Origin of the sequence: Rhodohalobacter mucosus (genome assembly GCF_003150675.1) — a bacterium.
GTDB classification, from domain to species: domain Bacteria; phylum Bacteroidota; class Rhodothermia; order Balneolales; family Balneolaceae; genus Rhodohalobacter; species Rhodohalobacter mucosus.
In genome coordinates, this window is the sequence record NZ_QGGB01000007.1 from 76,762 (window position 1) to 98,057 (window position 21,296).

Annotated in this window: 20 protein-coding genes and 1 riboswitch; of the genes, 9 read left to right on the top strand and 11 right to left on the bottom strand. The window is 47.1% G+C overall.

Annotated elements, in window-relative coordinates; genetic code table 11:
• Positions 1-123 precede the first annotated feature (123 nt).
• Together DDZ15_RS09830 and DDZ15_RS09835 are read left to right on the top strand one after the other, a co-directional pair.
• Positions 124-711 (top strand): pyridoxamine 5'-phosphate oxidase family protein, encoded by a 588-nt coding sequence (locus DDZ15_RS09830; RefSeq protein WP_109646926.1) that lies wholly within the window; start codon positions 124-126, stop codon positions 709-711.
• Positions 712-846: 135 nt separating this feature from the next.
• Positions 847-1,209 (top strand): DoxX family protein, encoded by a 363-nt coding sequence (locus DDZ15_RS09835; RefSeq protein ID WP_109646927.1) that lies wholly within the window; start codon positions 847-849, stop codon positions 1,207-1,209.
• Between the two features lie 319 nt (positions 1,210-1,528).
• Here DDZ15_RS09835 and DDZ15_RS09845 read toward each other — a convergent pair whose 3' ends face one another.
• The 7 genes from DDZ15_RS09845 to DDZ15_RS09875 form a co-directional block, all read right to left on the bottom strand.
• On the bottom strand, positions 1,529-1,906 hold the full coding sequence (locus DDZ15_RS09845) for a DoxX family protein (RefSeq protein WP_109646928.1): 378 nt from the start codon (positions 1,904-1,906) through the stop codon (positions 1,529-1,531).
• Positions 1,907-2,045: 139 nt separating this feature from the next.
• Positions 2,046-2,855, bottom strand: a complete 810-nt coding sequence (locus DDZ15_RS09850) for an alpha/beta hydrolase (RefSeq protein ID WP_158278676.1) — start codon at positions 2,853-2,855, stop codon at positions 2,046-2,048.
• A 906-nt stretch (positions 2,856-3,761) separates the two neighbouring features.
• Positions 3,762-4,880 (bottom strand): trans-sulfuration enzyme family protein, encoded by a 1,119-nt coding sequence (locus tag DDZ15_RS09855; RefSeq protein ID WP_109646930.1) that lies wholly within the window; start codon positions 4,878-4,880, stop codon positions 3,762-3,764.
• Positions 4,881-5,037: 157 nt separating this feature from the next.
• The gene (locus DDZ15_RS09860) at positions 5,038-5,493 is read right to left on the bottom strand and encodes an OsmC family protein (RefSeq protein WP_109646931.1); all 456 of its coding nucleotides are present in this window, start codon (positions 5,491-5,493) and stop codon (positions 5,038-5,040) included.
• Positions 5,486-5,812 carry a thioredoxin gene (trxA, locus tag DDZ15_RS09865; protein ID WP_109646932.1) on the bottom strand — a complete coding sequence of 109 codons (327 nt, stop codon included), beginning with the start codon at positions 5,810-5,812 and terminating at the stop codon, positions 5,486-5,488. Before trxA ends, DDZ15_RS09860 begins: the two co-directional genes overlap by 8 nt.
• 24 nt (positions 5,813-5,836) lie before the next feature.
• Positions 5,837-6,073, bottom strand: a complete 237-nt coding sequence (locus tag DDZ15_RS09870; protein ID WP_109646933.1) for a hypothetical protein — start codon at positions 6,071-6,073, stop codon at positions 5,837-5,839.
• Positions 6,074-6,290: 217 nt separating this feature from the next.
• Positions 6,291-6,734 carry an SRPBCC domain-containing protein gene (locus DDZ15_RS09875; RefSeq protein WP_109646934.1) on the bottom strand — a complete coding sequence of 148 codons (444 nt, stop codon included), beginning with the start codon at positions 6,732-6,734 and terminating at the stop codon, positions 6,291-6,293.
• Between the two features lie 346 nt (positions 6,735-7,080).
• On the opposite strand from DDZ15_RS09875, the gene DDZ15_RS09880 reads away from it, so the two are divergent.
• Both DDZ15_RS09880 and DDZ15_RS09885 read left to right on the top strand, forming a co-directional pair.
• Positions 7,081-7,944 (top strand): aminotransferase class IV, encoded by an 864-nt coding sequence (locus DDZ15_RS09880; protein WP_109646935.1) that lies wholly within the window; start codon positions 7,081-7,083, stop codon positions 7,942-7,944.
• 195 nt (positions 7,945-8,139) lie between these two features.
• The gene (locus tag DDZ15_RS09885; protein WP_109646936.1) at positions 8,140-8,574 is read left to right on the top strand and encodes a TraR/DksA family transcriptional regulator; all 435 of its coding nucleotides are present in this window, start codon (positions 8,140-8,142) and stop codon (positions 8,572-8,574) included.
• Between the two features lie 121 nt (positions 8,575-8,695).
• Here DDZ15_RS09885 and DDZ15_RS09890 read toward each other — a convergent pair whose 3' ends face one another.
• The gene (locus DDZ15_RS09890) at positions 8,696-8,914 is read right to left on the bottom strand and encodes a cold-shock protein (protein ID WP_109646937.1); all 219 of its coding nucleotides are present in this window, start codon (positions 8,912-8,914) and stop codon (positions 8,696-8,698) included.
• A gap of 173 nt (positions 8,915-9,087) precedes the next feature.
• The gene (locus DDZ15_RS09895) at positions 9,088-9,345 is read right to left on the bottom strand and encodes a hypothetical protein (protein WP_109646938.1); all 258 of its coding nucleotides are present in this window, start codon (positions 9,343-9,345) and stop codon (positions 9,088-9,090) included.
• A 426-nt stretch (positions 9,346-9,771) separates the two neighbouring features.
• Here DDZ15_RS09895 and DDZ15_RS09900 point away from each other — a divergent pair, with 426 nt between their 5' ends.
• From DDZ15_RS09900 to DDZ15_RS09910, 3 genes are all read left to right on the top strand, one after another.
• The gene (locus DDZ15_RS09900; RefSeq protein WP_109646939.1) at positions 9,772-10,998 is read left to right on the top strand and encodes an MFS transporter; all 1,227 of its coding nucleotides are present in this window, start codon (positions 9,772-9,774) and stop codon (positions 10,996-10,998) included.
• 165 nt (positions 10,999-11,163) lie between these two features.
• Positions 11,164-11,805 (top strand): peptide-methionine (S)-S-oxide reductase MsrA, encoded by a 642-nt coding sequence (gene msrA, locus DDZ15_RS09905; RefSeq protein ID WP_109646940.1) that lies wholly within the window; start codon positions 11,164-11,166, stop codon positions 11,803-11,805.
• 86 nt (positions 11,806-11,891) lie between these two features.
• Positions 11,892-12,449, top strand: a complete 558-nt coding sequence (locus DDZ15_RS09910; protein ID WP_109646941.1) for a DUF2911 domain-containing protein — start codon at positions 11,892-11,894, stop codon at positions 12,447-12,449.
• Positions 12,450-12,577: 128 nt separating this feature from the next.
• On the opposite strand, the gene DDZ15_RS09915 is transcribed toward DDZ15_RS09910, so the two are convergent.
• Complete coding sequence (locus DDZ15_RS09915) at positions 12,578-15,058, bottom strand: TonB-dependent receptor (protein WP_109646942.1); 2,481 nt, start codon at positions 15,056-15,058, stop codon at positions 12,578-12,580.
• Between the two features lie 72 nt (positions 15,059-15,130).
• A riboswitch (TPP riboswitch) is annotated at positions 15,131-15,230 on the bottom strand.
• Between the two features lie 191 nt (positions 15,231-15,421).
• On the opposite strand from DDZ15_RS09915, the gene DDZ15_RS09920 reads away from it, so the two are divergent.
• Positions 15,422-16,699 (top strand): M28 family peptidase, encoded by a 1,278-nt coding sequence (locus tag DDZ15_RS09920; RefSeq protein ID WP_146198567.1) that lies wholly within the window; start codon positions 15,422-15,424, stop codon positions 16,697-16,699.
• 22 nt (positions 16,700-16,721) lie between these two features.
• A complete protein-coding gene (locus DDZ15_RS09925; protein WP_109646944.1) occupies positions 16,722-17,669 on the top strand; it encodes a tetratricopeptide repeat protein in 948 nt (315 codons plus the stop codon).
• Between the two features lie 91 nt (positions 17,670-17,760).
• Here DDZ15_RS09925 and smc read toward each other — a convergent pair whose 3' ends face one another.
• Entirely contained in the window at positions 17,761-21,291 is a 3,531-nt protein-coding gene (gene smc, locus DDZ15_RS09930) for a chromosome segregation protein SMC (protein ID WP_109646945.1), read from the bottom strand.
• Positions 21,292-21,296: the final 5 nt, after the last annotated feature.

The following is a 21,296-nucleotide window of genomic DNA, read 5'->3' on the forward strand; positions in this document are numbered from 1 at the left end:
ATACCTGCCTGTTTTCTTCAGCCCGCATGGTTGACTGCTGATTAAGGGGTAAGGATGATGATGGAACCATATTACCCGAAATCGGTTTTTGTCCAGGAAACCGCCATTTAAATAAATACTTCTTTGAGTCGAGAACAGATTATTACCCAAGAGATCTCTTTGAATGAAGCCTGGGAAAGGGTGATGGGATTGGTTTGTGAGGCCGCAGCAGGCGGATCTCACCCCTTCAGGTACGTGACACTGGCTACGGTGGATGAAGAAAAATCTCCGCAACAGCGAATGGTTGTGTTGCGGGACTTTGAGGATGCATCAATTTTCACAGTATACACGGATTGCCGGTCCGATAAGACCAGCCAGATAGCTCAAAATGACTCTGTAAGCCTTCTTTTTTATCATGGCGAGAAACGGCTTCAGTTGAGGGTTACGGGCAAGGCTGAGATCGTGAATACCGGCGAGGAGCATGCGCGCAGATGGAAGAATGATGCAAGTACAACTCCCGAACCCTATTCCTCAGTTGTACCGCCGGGTGAGGAAATTGAGCATCCAGAAGAGGCTTACGAATGGGACTTAGAGGGAGCACCAAACTTTTGTATTATAAAAATAAGGGCATTCCATATGGAATTTCTGCAGCTGGACGGTGTAAAGCATATCAGGGGGATGAAAAGAAATCTCTCGGACGGCAAAAAAACTGTCGGATGGATATCGCCATAGAACATTTATTCAGCGCACCGTATCAAACGCAAATTTGAAACCATAGGTTGTCTCTTATAAATGAATCTTATCTGAAGTATTCGAGTCAGTAAAAAACTTTCACAGAACACGTAAACAGTACAAAGGGGACAAATCATGGAATATCTGATAATTGCTTTAAAATTGATCGTTGGATTAAGCATTTTGAACGTTTGGCTCGTCCGGTCAAAAAAATCCACAGCCTGGAGGGGAGGTGATGCAAAGAATATTGAGGAGGAATTCAAAGCTTATGGCCTGCCGGTCTGGTTTATGTGGACGATCGGAACGCTGAAGGTGGTTCTGGCCATCCTGCTCATAGCCTCTATTTTCTACCCGCAGGTTGAGGCCGTTGCTGCGTACGGAATCGCATTTTTAATGCTGGGAGCCGTATCGATGCATATAAAAATCGGCGATCCCATCAAAAAATCGCTCCCTGCATTCACCTTCCTGGTACTATCCCTTGCAATAGCGCTGCTCTGAAGAGTAAGTTTGAGTTCAGGCAAAATTTATTTGAAGCCTCAAATTCCCCTCTTTCCCAAGGAGGGGCCGGGGGTGGTTCACTAGATTGAGTGAAAAGGCAGAAGGCAAAAGTGAAAAGGGTTTTTTAAGTTTAAAATAAGCTCTTAAGTTGTTAATAAATTTGGTAAATAGATTATTTAGAAATAGCTTTTTTGCCTTTTGCCTTTTGCCTTTTGCCTTTTGCCTTTTGCCTTTTGCCTTTTGCCTTTTGCCTTTTGCCTTTTGCCTTTTGCCTTTTGCCTTTTGCCTTTTGCCTTTTGCCTTTTGCCTTTTGCCTTACCTAAAAAAGTTTGTAAAACACAAAAGCAAGCCACCCGTTGATCAGCAGAAATAATATGGACGGCAGAGCCTGCAGAACACTGTCTTTGATCCTTATGCGAACGATCAAAGCCACGAACATCATGGCAGTTAATCCCGCGGCGGCGAACAGGCCGATTACTGTGTAAATGAACCCGGTTAACAGCCCAATGGATCCCAATATCTGCAATGTTCCGGTTACCTTTCGCTGCAAATCACTAAGGCCGAATCGCTTGAACTCTTCTATCATCATTTGAGAGCAGAGGGACTGAAAGCCGTAGATAATGAAAAAAACAGCATTAAGAACACATATAAATTGAAATACAGGGGTCAAGCTTCTTGAATTAGAGGGTGTAACCAATCAAATAGTTCTGCTATCTCATATAGGAGATATATTGGAAACAGAATTTCAGGGTTGATATAAGAGTATCCGCAGAAGCTTTAATTTGTCGGGTTCGTTCAGATTATTTATTAACCGTACCGCGGAACGTAAGTGAGTATCAGTCCTGAGGATTGGCTGAATTCATAAACTCTCTCCAGCTCTCTTCGATCAGCTCTCTGGAGGCATAAAAGTTCTCGTTGTGTCCTCCACGCAGCCGCACAAAACGCTTCGGTTCTCCGGCAGCCTCAAAAAGACGCTCGCTGTGATGGATGGGAATGATCTCATCCTGCGGACTGTGCATGATCATTACGGGCACACCCTGAAGCCGGCTCAGGTACTCCTCAGTCGGAAAGCTGTATTTGACGAGAGCAGAGGGTACAAAAGGGTAGACGTCTCCTGCCATCTTCCGCAGATTGGTAAAAGCCGAATCAAGCACCAGTCCGCCAGGTCTGATTTGCGTTGCTGCATAGGCAGCCACGGCCCCACCGAGCGATCGTCCGTTATGGAAGATATTTTCGGATTCATAGCCTTTCTCATCCATCAGCGCTTCAGTAAATGCAAGAATATCCCTGTAGAGCCCCTGCTCACTTGGACGACCCTCGCTTTTCCCATATCCCCGGTAGTCGTACATCAGCACGGCCGCACCGCTGTCGAGCAGGGTCCTGGCAATTTCGATCCGATAGCTGATATTGCCCGCATTGCCGTGAGAGAGTACGATCACCCTGTTTGTTTCCTCATTGGGAAAGTACCAGCCGTGGATTCGAACCCCGTCTTCGGTTTCCGTCCAGACATCCTCCGCTTTCAATCCTGCAGATTCCGGTGTTTGAAGCATTCCGGATGCCGGCATAAAGAGCAGGCGATCCTGAAACAGGTACATCAGGATCAGTAAAATGAAAAATCCCGCTGCAATGGCTGCTATGGTCGACATAATTGATTTCATGGAAATTTGTGGTGAAGAATAAGGAAAATCATGAATGGATGTTAATGTGAAGCTTCATTCCGAAAGGGGCAAGGTACATGGATCATGGCACAAGGTGAATAGGCGACAAGCTGCAAGCTTCAGGTTGCTCATTGGTTGAAGAGACAATACTTCGTCCATCACTCATCGTCTATCATCCATCCAATATCCTTCCAACAACCCCTCGATCTTAATCCGGGCGTTGATCAAAATCCGGCCTCGGGGTGAGAATGGATGCTTCATTCTACCCCGGGTTACACCCGGGGCTATTGAGGTTCAACGCCACCGGCGTTGGAGGTTAGAGACCTGTAGAGGCGGCGCAGGAAAGAGTACTTCATGAATTTGGGATTCTGATGCGCCGCTTCTGCAAAGCCCGCCACTTGTCATCCCGACTAAGTGAGCGTAGTGAACGCATGGAGGGATCTCCAAAAGTTTCAATAAGAGAATTCTTGCCACAACCCCCTCGATACAAATCCGGGCGTTGATCAAAATCAGGCCTCGGGGTTGGAATGGTCGCCTCACATTACCCCGGGTTTCACCCGGGGCTATTGAGATTCAACGCCTCCGGCGTTGGAGGTTAAGAGCCCTGTATTGGCGGCGCGGGAAAGAGTACTTCATGAATTTGGGATTCCGATGCGCCGTTTCTGCAAAGCCCGACTTTAGTCATCCCGACTAAGTGAGCGCAGTGAGTGCATGGAGGGATCTCCCAAAGTTTCATTAGGAGAATTCTTGCCACAACCCCCTCGGCACAAATCCGGGCATTGGAGAAAGCCACAAGCTGCAGGTTTGATAAGGCGGAAATCTGCTTATTCAGGAAACTTCAACCATCACTCATCGTACATCGTACATCGTCCATCATCCATCGTCCATCACATATCATTTTCCCAAGGCCTGATCAAGATCCTCCATCAAATCCTCCGGGTGTTCAAGGCCCACGCTGATGCGAATCAGCCTGGGGGGAGAGACCGAACCTTCGCCTTCGCTGCTTCCGCGGTGTTCCCATGTTGTTTCCACACCACCCAGGCTGGTGGCACGTTTGATAAGCTTCGACTTACCAACCGCTTTACGGGCATCCTCTCCATCCCCTCTGATAAAGAATGAAATCATACCCCCATATCCATTCATCTGCTTTTTCGCAGTTTCGTACTGAGGGTGCGATTCCAGGCCAGGGTAATAGACCTCTGAAACGTTTTTGTGACCGGATAAAAACTGTGCTATCTCTTCAGCATGCTCATTATGCCCTTTCATCCGGTAGGAAAGGGTGCGTGTGCTGCGGCTGAGGAGCCAGCAGTCGTGCGGCGAGGGCACGGCGCCGCCCATGCGCTGTGTGAAGCGTATCTGTTGAAAAAATTCATCGTTTTTTTTGCTCACTATGGCTCCGCCCAGAATGTCGCTATGGCCGCCAAAATATTTTGAGGTGGAGTGAAGAACCAGGTCGGCTCCGAGCTCAAGCGGAAGCTGATTCACCGGTGTGGGCCATGTATTGTCCACAATTACTTTGATATTGTTCTCATGGGCCAGACTGCTAAGCTCCCGGATATCCGTAATTCGCATAAGCGGATTTGAGGGGGTCTCGATCCAGATCAGCCTGGTTTCGGGTCGTATACGCTGTTTTACGGTTTCCTGGGTCATATGGATAAAATCGGCCTCCAGTCCCCAACGCATCATAATATTCTTGATCATTTTTCGGTTGCCGGCATAAATATCCTCTGGAACGATGATATGATTGCCCGGTTTCAGCGCTTGCAGGGTGGCCGTAGCCGCCGCAATACCCGATGAAAATGCAGCTCCCTCTTCACCGCCTTCAAGGGTGGCAATCAGATGCTCGAACTGCAGCCGGTTCGGGTTGCCTAATCGTGTGTAGTGAAGATCGCCTTCCCGGCGCCCTTCCGCGTCAATCTCAAAAATATTGCTTGGCGAAATGGGAGGGATAATCGCCTTGGAGGGATTCTCGATATCGAGTCCGGCGTGTATGGCAAGTGTTTCAAATCGCATAGTTCTGATAATTAGTTTATTGCCTATCTAAGTTTCTCGCAGATTATCGCAGATGAATTCGCTGATTTTCGCAGAGATTCTGCGTTTAACTGCGTCCTAATCTGCGTAACTCAGCGAGAACGTGAGTGGTAGAAGATGGAATTAAGCTGTTCGAAATCTAAGCTTTTTCACCAATCTTTACGACCGGTTTCATCACCACCTTCGTCTTGATGGAGCGGGTTATTAGACAGATCTCTTCTGCTTTTTCCAATAGCCGGTGCGCTTTCTTTTCTCTGTTTGGATCAGTTATGAGCAGCTCCGGTTCAATCAGGATATCACTCATCACAAACTTACCGTTTTCACGGCTCATCCTGCCCTTGCTCCTCACTGTCAGGCTCTCAAACGGAAATTTGGAGTACTCTGCTACGGCTGTGAACGAGGTGAAAAAGCAGCTGCTTACGGATGCCGTAAAAAGGTGCTCGGGAGACCAGATTCCTTCCACACCGCCCGGAAATTCGGGGGGAGTGGCAACCTCAATAACATCGTTAAGGGCGTCGGACTCCATTACTCCGATCCGTCCCTCTTTCCATTTAAGATCTACTTCAAAAATATGCTCTTCGTTTTCGCTACTCATGTTCGCTCAGTTTTTGCCGGATCACGGATTCCAGTTGTGCTGCAGGTACAACACCAGCCTGCTGCCAGAGAACCTGGCCGTTTTTAAAAAGGATCAGATTTGGAATGCCGCGTACCTGGTAGCGAATGGCAACATCCGGATTTTTTTCCGTATCAATTTTGATAATGTTCAGGTCATCACCCATTCGCTGCTTCAGCTCTTTAAGAATAGGAGGCATCATTCGGCAGGGAGCACACCAGTCTGCATAAAAATCAACCAGAACGGGGGTTTCGCCTTTGATTACCTCCGAAAAGCTTTTTGTTTTAATATCGGTACTCATAGTTAATAACTCTTTATTGTTTCCTTATAATTCAAATTTATTGCGATCCTCTCTGCTTAAATCAGAACCCGGAATGCGGCATTGACCCGCAATGCATCCGGTGCAGGTAACAGCCTGATAAAGCAAAAAGACGGAAATGATCCCGGATACGGGCGCGCTGTTTACAAGCCAGTTCATGGCAAACAAAAGGCCCAGAACAAGCGTAACCCATCTCATCGGATGCCAGCCAGAGGCGCGAAGTTTTGCAGATAATGAATTCATTTTACCTGTTTTTGATGAATAAAGGCAGGTTACAAAAAAACGGGACGCCGTGCATCAGGGATACCCTGATTATGTCAGAAGCGCATGCCTGTTACACTTTACAACGTGTATAAGAGCAAAATGTGCAGTCTGGCATAATGACGGAATCTGGCTCTGTCAGCTTCAGAGGGCGGGGAGAGAAGATGTATTGCAGAGTGTTCTGATGTTTAGAGATTCTTCAGGCTTGTGATGATTCAGCTTCACAACGCTCTTTCAGCGCCACGTTCATATTCTGAAAACCTGTTTTTGTTTTTTTCAGAATGCCCGGCATCAGACGTGGAAGTATTCCTGAAAACGTTTCACCATGTTTAAGACTGGTACTTCCGTTGGGAAGCGGGTTTAAAATAAAATAGTGCTCACCGTCAAAAAGCCCCTTGATGAAGAGTTTTCCTTTCCACCGGAATTCATGATGTGGTTCAGCCCGGAGCACGCGGGGTGTAAAATTCATCTCTTTTTCACCCGGAAGCTGAAGCGTGACCGAAAGGGTATGCCCCGGAGAAACGTCTCCCTCAATGGATTTCACAAACGGGTTCCACTCCGGGTAAGATTGAAAATCCATGAGCACATTCCAGACGTTTTGCAGCGGTGTGTGGATGTGAATAACAGTCTCAATTTTCTTCATGATAAAACAGCTTTACAGATAACACCCGGCTTCTGATACATTCCGGAAAGCGGGTATGCATGAATTTCACAATTGTTAGATGGATGGGAATCTTAAAACCCCTACGCGCTATACGAACAAATCGTTATAAAGTTGTGAAAATGTAAAAATTTATGAAAAAATTGCGCTCTTGATGTATTTCCTGGAAAGATTTTGGCATTCATCAGGTGCAACCGAAACGGTGAAAAGAACAACTATCCCGTTTTTCATGTATCAAAAAATAAAAAAAGCAGTATGCCATTTTAAAGGTGAAAAGCTATTTTTAAGCATATGTACACAACCTCAACCCAAACCGGATTGAATTAAGATGATCGTATATCTGAATGGAAAATTTTTAGAACAACAGAAAGCAGCCGTTTCGGTTGCGGACAGGGGCTTTATTTTTGGTGACGGTATATACGAGGTAATACGGGTGGTTGAAGGTAAGTTCATTATGGAGAATGAGCATTTGTCCCGTCTGGATGAGGGCCTGAACGGACTCCGAATCCGGCTTGATGAGGATATACGTACATCTATTCCGGAAATAGGCAGAGAGCTGCTCAAAAAAAACGGACATTTAACCGGTGAAGCGACCGTTTATCTTCAGGTTACCCGCGGTGCGGCCACTCCCAGAACCCATGAATTTCCAATAGATCCGGTCGAGCCGACTCTGTTTATGTCCACCAAACCATTTAAGCCTCATAAAAAACTTCACGAAATGGGAACCGATGCCATTACACTGCCTGATGTTCGGTGGATGAGGTGTAATCTGAAGACCATCAATTTACTTCCCAACACTCTGGCAAAGCAGGCTGCAAAGGATGCGGGAGTAAACAGCGCGGTAATGATTCGTGACGGCGTGATTACAGAAAGTCCGAATGCCAATATTTTCTGCGTGAAAAATGGTGTTCTTCATACCTTTCCTTCTTCAAATTACATTCTGAACGGCATTACCCGGAGAGCCGTGCTGAACATTGCATCACAGGAAGAGATCCCGCTGGTGCAGGAACCGGTGCGTTTGGAGGAGATCGCAATTATTGAAGAGCTTTTCTTTTCCGGAACCACTACTGATATCCAGCCTGTTACGGTAATTGACGGCAAACCGGTAGGGAATGGAAAACCGGGACCCGTAACCAGGAAAATCCAAAAAGCATACGGGAAGATGCTGTATTCCGGCAACCTTTCTGCATAAGGGTGCACTTCTTAAGCTGGTGCAATAGCCGAAATCACTGAATAAAAGGCTCTTTTAGGGGCTTTCCCTACGGTTACATCTTTGCTAATCATTATCCTCAATCGCACTTAGGGGTTTCCCTTATATAAGGTAATGGTTGGTTTGACTATTCTAAGATCAGAAAAAATAGTCAACGGAAACCGTAACCTCACAGCCATGGAAACCCTGAAGAGAAAAACCGAGAGCCAAAAACTGTATGAAACGAACCTGAATGAGAATGAGCTGGCTTACTTTGAAGCCATTATTCTGAGGAAACGAGAGGAGGCCGAGGAAGAGCTGGACTACCTGATGGGTTCTCTGGAAAATCAGAGACTGAACGATGATGATGACGCTTCTTCACTTTCGCACCACATGGGCGACCTGGGCAGTAAAGAGGAGAGCATGGATCTTACGTATCGTCTGATTGAGAGAAATAAAAAATTTATCGGAGAGCTGAATCGCGCACTTACCCGAATTGAGAATGGTACATATGGGATCTGCCGCGCAACCGGCAAGCCGATAGAGAAAGAACGACTGGAGTTTGCTCCTCATACAAGGTATAGCATTGCAGCAAAGAAAAGCGGGCTCGATAAAAAGCCGGTTACCGCATAAGTCAAAGCAGGCGTATCAGTAAAAAAACACCGAACTGTTTTCGGGAAATAAACGTGTAAATAAAAAAGCCGCTCTCGCGAATACGCGGAGCGGCTTTAAATGTATAAAAGCAGGTTTGTGCTTATTCGTACGTAAGGCTTCTTACGTCAACGGCACTTAACCCTTTAGGTGTTTCCTCTACGGAGAATTCAACTTCTTCACCGTCTTCAAGTCCCTGATTCGGTCCCAGATTTTCTACATTATTTCTGTGTACAAAGATGTCTTTTCCACCTTCGTTGGGTTCGATAAAGCCGAAGCCTTTTTCTGCATCGAACCATTTTACTTTGCCTTGTTGTGTCATTGTATTGTATTGGTATAATTAATTCACCCAGGAGAAGATTCAAAGAGTAAGAGTTGGGTTAACGCGTCCGTCCAAAGAAGTGCTTTACCAGGTGTCGTTATGTTTAACGTTCCCATTATACGTGTTTTAATAACCAATAGCTATTGAGGCGCCAAAGTTTCTGTAATAATCGATTAGCAGACATCTCCGCTATCCGGATCAATGTAGCATCCGTCGCCGCTCAGTGACCTTGACCACTCCAGCTCGCCGGCCAAATTTCTGAACCACTCCTCCATATCCTCTCCGGGCAGAATTTTCCGGTCTCCCTCCGTGATAAAACATGGATCGGCAGATTCGTCGGTTACCGTGCGGTAAGCCAGAACAAGATCACGTAACCGTTCTTCTATTCGATCGGCACGGTCGTCGGAAGATTTTCTGTGAAGTGTAATCATCAATACTGCCCGTAATTTTTTTCACGTAAAATTCGCGGTATGATATAAGATCTAACAATTTTCGCAGGTTTTATAAATAAAATCTTTTTTGACATAAAGACGTCTGACGGACTGCATCAGATTGAATTTGCACGTGAAAACCGGGTCGGAATACAGGGTTGAAATCCGGAGCACATCCGCTGATGAGCAGGTAGCGGCAATATATGTAAGTCCTTTCAGTCAGCTACATCCAGCCTTTAGCGACCCAACTTATATGAAAACAATATATTGGATGATATAGTTGCTGATTGCTGACAACGATCAACCGGCCGCAAACCACTAACAACCCAAGCTAACAAGCCACCGTTTTACCATGCTATTCCCGATCATTTCCCGTACATTTCAACCTTAATAAATCTATCGAAATACACCCTTACATTTCATTCAATGACCTATCTGGCTTTTGTCAGAAAAGAAAAGAGGCTCTTATCCTTTGCAGTCTCATTTACCTTTTTTTCAAGTTTCGGACAGACGTTTCTCATCTCCCTTTTTGTACCCTACATGCTTACAGCATTTAATCTGAGCAATGCGTCATTTGGTTCTCTCTACTCCGCGGCCACTCTTACCGGAGCATTTGCGCTGCCCTGGCTTGGTCAGCTGATCGACAGAATCCCCCTTCGTCAGTACAGTCTTTTTGTTGCTTTGGGCCTCTTTGCATCGGCACTGTTAATGGCTTTATCCTGGCATATATCCATTCTTTTTGCTGCATTGATAATGCTTCGTGTTACGGGCCAGGGGCTGAGCTCCCATACGGCACAAACCACCATGGCACGTTTCGATGACGGCAACAGAGGGAAAGCCCTCAGTATATCGGCTCTTGGATTCCCTTTGGGAGAAGCCGTCTTGCCTGCGTGTATCGCTTTTTTACTGGCCGCGATGCACTGGCAGTCTGTATGGATGCTGATAGCCGCTGTCATTGGTGTGTTCTTTATTCCGTTGATCTGGTTCCTTGTAAAACCGGGTACGCAGGTGGAAACCCCGGACGAAAGTGCAGCAGCAGATTTGAAGCCGCCGGGTACAGCTGAAAGCTATCGCGCCATTATTACAGATTCACGTATTTGGTTTATCATCCCGGCCATTTTGATGCCACCTTTCTGGGTAACGGGCCTGTTTCTGTATCAGGTGTCGGTGGCGGAAGATCTTGGATGGACAGCAGCACTGATTGCTTCTGCATTTATACCTTTTGCTGTTCTGCGAATTCTCAGCGGACTTATTTCAGGTCCTCTGATCGACCGTTTTTCTGCTAAATCTCTTTTTCCCTCTTTGCTTCTTCCCATGCTTGCGGGACTTACATTTCCTGTCTTTTTTAGCGGAAACTGGACCGTTTTTCTATACATGGCTCTTGTAGGGGCAACCCTGGGGTATAGCGGCACACTGAAATCTGCGCTATGGGCCGAGATGTATGGAACTCGCGTCATTGGAACAGTTCAAAGCCTGTTTGCATCCCTGTCCGTTTTCAGCACCGCGATGAGTCCGTTTATTGCCGGCTGGATGCTTGACAATGGATACACTCTCGATAACCTGTTTATGATAGCGCTCATCACCACGATGGTTTCGGTGCTGCTGTCACTTCGGATCTTGCCTGTATTTAATGGCAGAAACCGGAAAGTGTAGATGATGCAGTGAGAGTACGAAATAAGGAATGAACAAATAGTCTTCCCACAAACTCTCAAGCCGAACAGACTTAATTTTTGATCGCAGAATACCGGGCGGTACGGGCACGTTTTACAAAAATCTTTCGTTAAAATGCAAAACCCATACTTCAGAGTAAGACATACGATGAAACTTACAGTCATTATATCCATTATTTTATCGCTCACAGCTATGAACCAAACTTCACCGGACAAAGAGATCAACAATACAGTTGAAAATGAGAATGAATATAAAACGGCTGTTTTGGGTGCAGGTTGTTTCTGGTGTGTGGAAGCGATCTATCAGCGCGTTAACGGGGTCGTAGCCGTTGAATCAGGATATGCAGGAGGCCATGTTGAAAATCCGACCTATAATCAGGTAGTGAGCGGCAAAACAGGACATGCAGAAGTGGCAAAGGTTACGTTCGATCCGGAAGAGATTACCTTCGAGGAGATACTTGAAGTTTTCTGGCACACCCATAATCCCACAACGCTGAATCGTCAGGGTGCTGACGTGGGCACACAGTATCGATCCGCAATTTTTTACAACTCGCTCGAGCAGAAGCAGATTGCTGAGGAGTCGCTCAAGAAAACAGACGCATCCGGTCTTTGGGAGGATCCCATAGTTACGGAGATAACCCCGCTCAGCAACTACAGTGTAGCGGAAAATTATCACCAAAACTATTTTAACAATAATCCGAATGCCGGCTACTGCTCTGTTGTCATTGCACCCAAAGTGGCAAAATTCAAAAAAGACTTTCCTCACCTGTGGCAGGAGTCTCTGGAATGAGGCGGATTATGAATGTATGAGGGGATATGAGAAATACTCATTATGTTACAGCTCAATATTACCAAACACCACTAAACTAACTGACTATGATTAAATACAGCTTTTCACTATTGATTGGTGCCATTCTGATGATATTAACAACGGCGGATCTTTCTGCGCAGGAGCGCCAGACTGAAAGGGTGATGGTAAGCCCGAATGCGTCTGTTTCCCAGACAATCGGCCTGACCGACATACTGGTAACCTATGGACGTCCTGCTGTCAGAGATCGTGAAATTTTTGGCGGATTGGTTCCCTTTGGAGAAGTGTGGAGAACCGGAGCTAATGAGTCTACCGTTGTTGTATTCCCAGAAGACGTTCGCGTTCAGGACGAAATGGTGCCTGCAGGAACCTACTCGCTTTATACGATACCGGGTGAGGATGAGTGGACCGTTATATTTAACAACTTGATCTCATGGGGCACCCAATACGATGAAGCTGAAGACTTTCTTCGCGTCATGGCCTCTCCTGAAGATAGCCACTACGTAGAGCAGATGATGATCTACTTCGAGAACGTTTCTGCCGAAGCAGGCGATCTGGTAATTCACTGGGCCAACACCAAGGTGCCCGTAACCGTAGAGCCCGTTGCCGAATTGCCTGACAACTGATTCCCTGAATCTGATACTTAATTTCTGAATGTTAAAAAGCCCCGAATTTTTTCGGGGCTTTTTTTTATGCCAGGATAGTTTGTTTTATATGCGCAAACTGCTTCCGCATTTCAGTACTCTACTATACTTCAGAAAGCAATCTCCAGGTTAAAGAGTACATTTCTGCCGGCCTGCGGATAATAGTAGTTGAAAAACTGCTCCTCACCTCCGGCTATCCACCCGAACGTGTACCCGTTGGAGACATAGTTGCTGTTTAACAGGTTATTGAACTGTAGCGATGCTGTAAGGCTGCTCAGATAGGGAATATCGCTGAATCCATAATTCAGTATAAGATCATTAACCCAGTAGGGATCGATAGAACGATCACGGTTTTCGGTATTGTCAAGGTACTGACGGGATACATAGCGTGAGTTCCACTCTGCTTCGAATGATCCGCGGTTGAAAGTAAGCACCGAACCTGAAATTACGGAAGGTGAGAATGCGATATCTACATCCCGAAAAATCCGGGATTGCTGGCCGCCCTGATCAAAATCATCCAGAAAACGCTCATACTCATCTATTTTATTCCGGCTCAGGGTGAGATTACCGTCCCATCTCAAATCAGAACTGATTCGGAGTCCTGCCTGGAGCTCAATGCCGGCCCGGTAGCTGTCAGGAACGTTTTCACGAACGTATCCGCCAACGTCGTTAACGGCACCGGTTAAAATGAGCTGATCCCTGTACTGCATGTAGTAAAGATTGACAGCTGCTGAAAATCGGCTGAATGTTCCGTTATACCCAAGCTCATAGTCTATCATGCGCTCCGGATCAGGCCGGCTTTCAATACTGGTGTCGACATAATCGCGGCGGGTTGGCTCTTTTCCACCCACGCTAACCGAGGCGAATGCGCGATGCCCGTCAGCAAGGCGGTATACTATACCGGCTTTGGGATTGAAAAAGGGCAAATTATCTTTCTGAGTCACATCCGTTATATCTCCGGTATTGTCATCAACCCTAAGTCCCACAAAACGGTAGGTAACCAGCCGGTACTGTAAATCACCATATACATTCAGGCTCGGATTGAGGTAGTAGTTCAGCTTTGCATAGGCATTGAAATCGGTTTTGAAACCGTTATTGTCGTAGTACCGGTCTCCAATATCGCTGTTACCTGCAAAACGCGCCCAGATTACCTCACCGAAATGATCGCCGTCATATTCATTATAGCCTCCGCCCAATGTCAGGTCCCACGCCTGGGTTTGCTCTATATTTGTTGATGCCACCACACCGTAGAAGTGGTTATCGAGCCAGCGCCTGCGCACAATATCACTCTCCATTACCGTTTCACCGCCAACCGTAACCGGTGCGATACCGTATGTATCCAGGTCATCATTTCTCCGGAACTGCTCAAAATATCCGCGTCCATAGGTATAATGGAGTGATGCGTTGCTCACCCAGCTGTCGTTGTGCATGAAAGAATAGTGCAGCTGATAATGATCCTGCTGGTAGTTATCTACCTGGTTTTCATATCGAAATTCATTGAATCGCCTGTTCCCCAGATTATTGCGCCAATGCTGCGCATCCTCTTCGCTCAGAAATAGGTTGGATATGTAGGATTCGAGCTGTGCGGCGTTGCCGGTCAGAATCGGCTCGGGTACTCCGTTCCAGGCCTGGTAGGTAACCTCACGTCCGGAAAATACGTCCGCTTTCAGCAGGCTTCGGTTACCGTGTCTCGCGGCTGAAAGATAGAAAGAGCGCAAATCAGAAGAAGCCCGGTCGATATATCCGTCGGATTCGATTTTTGACAGCCTGCCTTCAACCTGCCATCCGTTGTCGAGCAGACCGGACCCAAGCTGAACATTGGCTTTCCGGGTCCCGAAAGATCCCGTGCCGGTTGTAACCCGTCCATATGGAGTATTGTTAAGCAATGCAGTCTGCAGGTTAAGTGTTGCGCCGAATGCCCCGGCACCGTGAGTGGAAGTTCCAACACCCCGCTGGATCTGGATATTTTGCGTGGACGATGCCAGGTCCGGCAGGTTTACCCAGAATACTCCATGCGATTCGGAGTCGTTTAGCGGAATGCCGTTGATGGTTACATTGATTCGTCCCGGATCCACCCCGCGTATGCGGATACCCGTATAGCCGATACCAGCTCCTGCATCGGATGTAGAAACCACGGACGGTGTATTGTTGATGATATAGGGGATATCCTGCCCCAGATTCCGGCTTTCAATCTCCCCACGGTTTACATTTTGATAGGCTATCGGTGTGGAATCGTCTACGCGAAGCGCACTTACGAATACCTCACCGCTGAGTACGGTAGTCGGATCAAGCCGAACAGTAAGCAAGCTTCCTCGCTCAATCTCTTCTATAGGGATGATTTCATCGCTGAAACCAACATATGATATAGTGAGAGACCCCGTATTGGATTCAGGAGTTATGGAAAAGCGGCCATCCCGTCCGGTTGACGTTCCGTTTGACGTTCCGGTTTCCAAAATGGTGGCGCCCGCAAGAGGATTGTCGTTTTCTGCATTCAGAACCCGCCCCCGGATGGATTGAGCGAGTATATCAGGAATAATCAGAACCGCAAGGAGCAGTGAAAGGGTAAGATGTAGTATTGACTTTAAAAACATGATGCCTCCATCAATTTAAAATACGATTGAAGGAGGGGGACAGCGCGGTTTCAGATAAGATTCTGAAACTGCTGCAGATCGAATCGGTTTCCCTACGCCGGCATGACCCGGTTCAGGTTCACAGGGTATGATCTCAGTTCCGGTTTGCTCCGGAACACCCCCAACCTTGTTCAGTTGAATCGGAAAAATAGGCGTTAGCTGACCTTTTTTCAAATAGGTTGAAACAGAAACCGGCTCCTTTGCAAAGTTGCTGAAAATTCAGGCAAATATTTTCTACTTTCATCTGACTTGATACATGCGTGGTACCGGCCCGTAACCAGAATAATTCATCAGGCAAAACTGAAATTAAAGATTCGTCCCGGAATGATGAGAATTGTGAATGGCACTCAGTTCAGTGCGTATGGAAATCCCATTCAGGTTTTCCTCCTGCTTTTAGTGACTGTTATCTCCGCATGCTCAACTGTAAACAGTGAAAGGGAAACGGAGGAATTCCTTAGGGAGCATATTGAATGGCTATCAGGCGAAGAAAGGGCAGGGAGGCTTGCAGGCAGTGCAGAGGAGGCTGCAACAGCCAACTACCTGGAAAATATTTTTCTGCAATTCGGGTTGGAGCCGGCTGGAGATGAGGACACATATGTTCAGCAATTTGTTCTCAGCGGCCCGATGCCTGAGGCAATGGGAGTGGAAAACTATCAGTCCAGAAACGTCCTCGGATTGATCAGGGGCACTGAATTTCAAAATCAGTATATCATTGTAGGAGCTCATTACGATGGTCAGGGGAACGGCGGAATGATCTCAATGAATCACGGAGGGGAACCGTCAATTCATTATTCAGCCGATGACAATGCTTCCGGTACAAGCGGACTTCTTTTGCTGGCCAAAAGATTTGCGGAAAATCCTGCCCGCCGCTCTGTTCTTTTTGCAGCTTTTTCGGGCGAGGAGCTGGGATTGATCGGATCTCGCCATATGGCAGACCACCTGGAAATGCCGCGCGACTCCTTATTGGCAATGATCAATCTCGATATGATCGGGAGGCTGGATGGATCCGGTGTAACTATTTTTGGAACAGGTACAAGTTCTGCCTGGAGTTCGATACTCCGGAAAACACCCGTTCCCGACTCTCTAACGATCGTTTCAGCGCCGTCGGGCACCGGTGCAAGCGACCATACGTCATTTTATGATATCAATATTCCCGTACTGCATTACTTTTCCGGAATACATGACCAGTATCACAGGGAATCGGACACTGCAGAGCTGATCGACTACACAGGGATGATGATGATTCTGGATCATGCGGAGGGTGTGGTCCGCAACCTTGCAGAATACAGTCCTGAAGAGGTTACTTTTACTGAAACAGCTGGTGGTCGTCCTGAAGGCATGCCGTCGGGTACTGTTACGCTGGGCGTTTTTCCCGATTACACATGGTCAGGTAACGGCTTCCGGTTAGACGGAGTGAATAAGGGCAGTGTCGCCGAACGGGGAGGGATAGAGCCGGGCGATGTAATTATCCGAATGGATGACATGGAAATCACCGATATTTATGATTATATGGAGGCACTTGCAGAGTTTAGCATCGGACAGAGTGTGGATGTGATTGTAAACAGAAACGGTGAAACAGTTGAACTCCGGATTACATTTTAATCACCTTATTTATCAAAATCGTATGAAAAATCTGATCAGTTCTTCAATTATTCTCGCGCTTATTATAACAGGAACAGCCTGCTCAGGAAGTTCAGATACAGGGCTTGCAGACGTACCCGAAGGTGCTCAGGCCGTTTCACTTCTTGGAGAACCGCTTTACAAGCCTGAGCTTCCGGACGAAGTGTACACTACATACACAGAAAATTTTGAAGAGGCACTGACCGGATACAGAACTGATCCGGAAAACGCAGAGTCAATCATCTGGCTTGGAAGGCGTACGGCTTATCTTGGCGAGTATCGCGAAGCAGTGAAAATTTTTACGGAAGGAGTATTCAAGCATCCGGAAGACCCGCGTTTTTATCGCCATCGCGGCCATCGTTACATAACCCTGCGTCAGTTTGATGAAGCCATTCAGGATCTGGAGCGTGCGGCGGAGCTGATGCGAAGCGGACCCGATATGGTAGAACCGGACGGATTGCCGAACGCCTTGAATAAACCCGTGAGCACCCTTAAATCAAACGTCTGGTATCATCTGGGGCTTGCATACTACCTGAAGGGGGAGTACAGGAACGCCGCAGATGCCTATGAGAATGCCTTTGAACTCGATCTGACGGATGACATGCGTATAGCAACTCTCTATTGGTACTACTCGGCACTGAAGCGAATGGGTATGGATGAGGAAGCAGGTATCGCAGTGGCGGGAGTTAATCCGGACATTGAACTGATCGAAAATGACGTCTATCTGAACCTGATTCTGGTATTTGATGGTATTTTCGATGCCGACCACCTGATGGAAACGGCAGACGATGCCGTTCAAAATGCGGCACTGGCATATGGCCTTGGCAACTGGCACTATATGAACGGACGCCGGGCGAGAGCGTTTGAGATATGGAACAATATCCTTGAACTGCCTAACTGGGCAGCTTTTGGCTATATCGCTGCTGAATCAGAACTGGTGAGGGAAAGATAGTATTTGGTCTTGAGTCTTGAGTAGTGAGAGGGGATGATGACTGGTGATTTCCATGTCTCACGTTTAACGTCTCCCGCCTCAAGACTAAAAGTTACGCTTCCGCCACTTCATCCAGTTTCACGCCTACCAGGCGGCTCACGCCGGTTTCAGGCATGGTAACACCGTACATCATCTCCGCTTTCGACATGGTCTTTTTGTTGTGAGTAATGATGATAAACTGTGTGTCTTCACTGAATTTGCGAATCATAGCAGCAAACCGCTCAATATTGGCGTCATCCAGCGGAGCATCAACTTCATCGAGAACGCAGAAGGGGGAAGGTTTCACAAGGTAGATGGCAAAGAGGAGCGCAATGGCAGTCAGGGTTTTTTCACCGCCGGAGAGCTGATTGATGCTGGACGGCCTTTTTCCCTTGGGATTTGCGCGAATATCTATTTTGGCTTCAAGCGGATCCTGATCCTCTCCTTCGTCACGTATCATGAGGTCGCAGAAATCGTCCTCATGAAAAAGCGTATTGAAGACTGTTTTAAAGTTGTTACGTATTTTCTCAAATGTTTCGTTGAACCGTTCGGTGGCTGTACTGTTAATCTCATCGATTGTTTCCCGCATTTCCGCTTCAGCTTTTTGAAGGTCATCGATCTGCTCTTCATAGAAAGAGAGTCTCTCTTTCTCCTCACGGAATTCGTCTATAGCAAGCGGATTTACATCACCGATCTTATTCAGTTTTTGCCGCAGCCACCCGATGCGGGCTTTCGCCTCTTCCGGAGTGGTTTCGTCGGGCAGTTGTTCGGTTACCTGATCCATCAGAATGCCATATGTTTCCCAGATGTGGTCGGAATGAGACTGAGCCTGCAATTCAAACTTTTCCCGGGCCATACTTAAGTGATGAACCAGCTCCAGATTAACCTCTTTCCTTCGGCGAAGCTCCTTGAGCTCCTTCTCGATCTCATTGATGGCGCCCCTCTGCCTGCTGCTGGCCTCTTCTGCTTCAGCCAGTTTCTGATCCGCTTCCGATTTTTGTGAACGGCTGCCTTCAAGCTGCTTTTCGGTCTGCTCAATCACCTCTTTGAAGGTCTCAATTTTATTCCGGCTTTCACTCTGAAGCTCCTTTCTGGAGGCAAGCCGCGTCTTCATGCTGCTGATTCCATTTTCAGCTCGTTCCAGGTCTTTCTCCAGGTTATCAGCCTTGTTTTTGACATCCTGATGTTTCAGCTGTGCGTCATTGTACCGGTTTTGTGCAATGGCGCGTTCCTCCTCAAGCTTTCTGAGAATCTCTTTTTTCTCTTCCTGAAGGCCACTCAGCTCAGTAATCTTCTGCTGCAGTTCTTTTTGCCGGGGATGAAGAGTGTCGAGTTCTTCTCTTGCTGTATCCTGGTTGGAGAGAAGACGCACTTTCCGGCTATTGAGTTCCTGAATATTTTTTTCATAAACCTGAATGGAAGATTGGTAACGGCTTGATTGCTGCTCAGCCTCACGCGATCTCTGCTGAATTTGCCTTATGCTCGCCCGTATGGAATCCAGATTGTGTGAGTCTATTTCCTCATTCAGTTTTTGAAGCTCATTTTCACGCTGGGTAATGGATTTTTCGTATCGGTTTGATTCCGTATTCAGTTTCTCAACTTTATCCTTCAGCGCCAGGCGTATTCCGGCTTGCTTATGGTTGCTTCCGCTTTTCAGGAAACGGGAAGCGGTGAGAAGATCTCCGTCGCGGGTTACGGCAGAGGTGGCCTCATCTTTTTCCAGTATGCTCACCGCATTTTCAAGGTCATCCACCAGCAGGGTGGACCCAAGCAGCAGTTGAACAACCGGTGCGTAGGAGCTATCGGAACCAACATGCCGGGCAATGGATTTTTCATGAACCGAATAGCTCTTTTTCAGTTCAGAAAGAGGAATGAACGTAGCTTTGCCTTTGCCATTCTCTTTCAGAATACGTGATGCCTTAAGGGCATCGCCCATATTTTTTACTATCACAAAGTGAATTGATTCGCCCAGCGCAGTTTCAAGAGCCGATGCAAGCTCCTCTTTTGTATTCAGCAAATCCCCAACCGTACTGAGAAGCGCAAATTGGTCACCATGTTCTTTTTGGAGAAAACTAATGGATGAGGGCAGTCCCGCACCAGACTCTGCAAGATTGCCAAGAAGGGAAATTTCAGATTCCACTGCATCCTTCCTGCTTTTAAGCGATCTAATTTCATCCCGCAGCGTCTCCCGTTTCTCCTCCAGGTTTTGACGGATACGGGATGATTCTTCAAGCCTTTTTTCCTCCGACTTCAGCTCTGAGTCTATAGAATCAAGTTTTTCACGTGTGAGGCTAAGCTCGCCTTTTGCATTTTCAATCTCGTCTTTAAGATCTCGGATGTCACCGTCTATTCTGAGCTGATCATCTTCAGTATTTTCAAGCCTGGATTCAATTTTAATTCTGTCGGATTGCAGCCCGGATAGTTTTCGGCTAAGATCGCTGATCTCAATTTCCAGTTCATAGAGTTCATGACGCACTTTTGTAAACTGCTGCTGGACATCAGCAAATTTCTCTTTCGACTCTTTGAGGCTCAGGGCAGAGCGTTCACGTTCGTCCGAAAAGTTTTCCAGCTTGCTGATGCTTTGCTCGCGAAGCTGTTCAAGCTCGGCCAGATCTTTGCCGCCCTGTTCAATATCGGATTGATGCTGCCTGATCACCCCCTCCTCATTTACAATCTTTTCACGGGTAATTTTGAGGTTGGTCTCCATTTCGCGAATGGATGAGTGCAGCTGACTCACCCTGCGCTGCGCTTCCGCCTGATGCCGCTCTTTCTCAATCAGTAAGGTTCTGGCTTTTTCCTCACTTTCTTCAAGTTCCTCCACGCGTGAACCGATCTCTTTCTTTTCCTTTTCCGCGTTGGATATCCGTGTCTGCAGCGGTTCCAGCTCTTCGCGGATCGTGCTTAGTTCATGAAGTGTGTAAGCTTTATCCAGATGCTCCAGCTCAGTTTTATACTTTTTGGCTTTACCCGCTTTTTCTGCCTGTAATTCGAGCGAGCGGGTCTTTTTCCGAACTTCGATCAGAATATCTTCAAGTCTTTGCAGATCCTTCAGAGTGTCATCGAGTTTCCTTATCGTCTGCCTGCGCTTCTCCTTATATCGTGTAACGCCTGCTGCCTCTTCAAAAAGCCGCCTTCTGTCATTGTTTCTGTCATTCAGGATCTCCTCAACCATTTTCAGCTCAATTACCGAATAAGCATCCGAACTCATTCCAGTGTCCATGAAGAGATCCATGATGTCTTTGAGCCGGCAGGGTGTGTTGTTAATGAGATACTCACTGTCGCCAGAACGGTAAAGTCTGCGTGTGATCGTGAGCTCACTGTACTCCACAGGCAGTATACCCTTATCGTTCACAAATGTCAGGGACACGTCAGCCATTCCCAATGCCTTCTTTTTGGCGGTACCGTTAAAAATGACATTGCTCATGGCGCTGGAACGCAGCAGGGTAGGACGCTGCTCACCAAGTACCCACCGGAGGGCATCTACAATATTGGATTTTCCACAGCCATTTGGCCCAACGATTGCGGTGATTCCGCTGTCGAACTTTACATGTGTCTTGTGGGCAAAACTTTTAAAGCCGTGTAATTGTAGATCGGAAATATACATGCATG